At 45.4% G+C, this 1,158-nt stretch carries 2 protein-coding genes; both read left to right on the forward strand.

What is annotated here, in order from left to right; all coding sequences use genetic code 11:
* Positions 1–738: acyclic terpene utilization AtuA family protein (locus V7147_RS23140; protein WP_335370155.1), on the forward strand; the 738-nt coding region annotated here is incomplete at its 5' end.
* Between the two features lie 12 nt (positions 739–750).
* Positions 751–1,077, forward strand: coding sequence for a DUF4387 family protein (locus tag V7147_RS23145; RefSeq protein WP_335370156.1), 327 nt, complete (start codon positions 751–753; stop codon positions 1,075–1,077).
* The last annotated feature ends 81 nt before the right edge of the window (positions 1,078–1,158 follow it).

Genomic DNA, 1,158 nt, shown 5'->3' on the forward strand with positions numbered 1-1,158 from the left:
TGCGGCGGTCTATGCACTAGCGGTGGTCTATCCAGCGGTGTTTTTGCGGAATTTGACGAGACCGGCTTCACCATCCATTCCGTTGCAGAAGGAGCTACCGTTTCTCCATATTCCGTATCTGCTCACCTACTCTATGAGAATAGCGACCCGTATCATTTGACGGAGCCAGGTATCCGGATTGACACCACAAAGTCAACCTATACCGCCATTGATGAGAGCTCCGTACGGGTAGAAGGTACCAAGATTGAATACCTTCCTTATACTATGAAACTGGAAGGTTCCGGCCCTGTGGGCTATCAGACTATTAGTATTGTAGGTATCTGTGATCGTGATATCATGAAAAATCCTATGGCCTGGATTGACGATGTAGCTAAGCAGGGTGTGGAAAAGTTGGATATGATGGGGATTAAAAAAGGAACCTATCGTTTCAATCTGAAACCATATGGCTACAATGCAGTAACCGAAATGCCAGTACCGGAAGGATATGTACCTAATGAGATTGGCGTACTCCTAACAGTGACAGCTGATACCCAGCAATTGGCGACACAGGTAGCAAAAGCATTCAACCCATTGCTTCTGCATCATAACATTTTCCCAGACCGCCAGATGCCTTCCTTTGGATTTATATTTTCTCCGTCAGAAGTTGAACGCGGAGCCGTCTATGAATTTAAACTTTATCACACTGTATCCATTGATGATCCGTTTGAACTGGTGCGTATGGAAACTGAAATAATCTAGGGAGGTAGAATCATGGCAACAATTGGACAAACCGCAAAATATTTAAGAAGTAAAAATGCCGGCCCATTCTGGCTGACGATAGATGCATTCTGCAATTCTGTGGAAGATACAGAGAAAATTGCTGCAACCTTTGAGCGTGAACGTACTTGGATAGCGGAAGTGTTCCGTGTGGCACCGGAGCATGTAAAAATATTCTGTCTGCCAGAGATTCAGGTATCCAAAGTCAGCGTTCCAAGGGTTCCAACAGAGGGCAGTACCGAAGAACGGGATATGCACGGTGGACAGCAGTATGTGATGCTGTTGGATCTGGAGGTTGGATCTCAGCACACGTCACAGTGACGATCGGAATATTCTTGTTACAACGGATTGTTCCATAGAAAAACGATTGAAAAAAAGCCCAATCTGGTACCGACCCCCAAA

The sequence above is a fragment of the Bacillus sp. JJ1521 genome, from assembly GCF_036965165.1.
GTDB lineage: Bacteria > Bacillota > Bacilli > Bacillales > Bacillaceae_L > Ferdinandcohnia.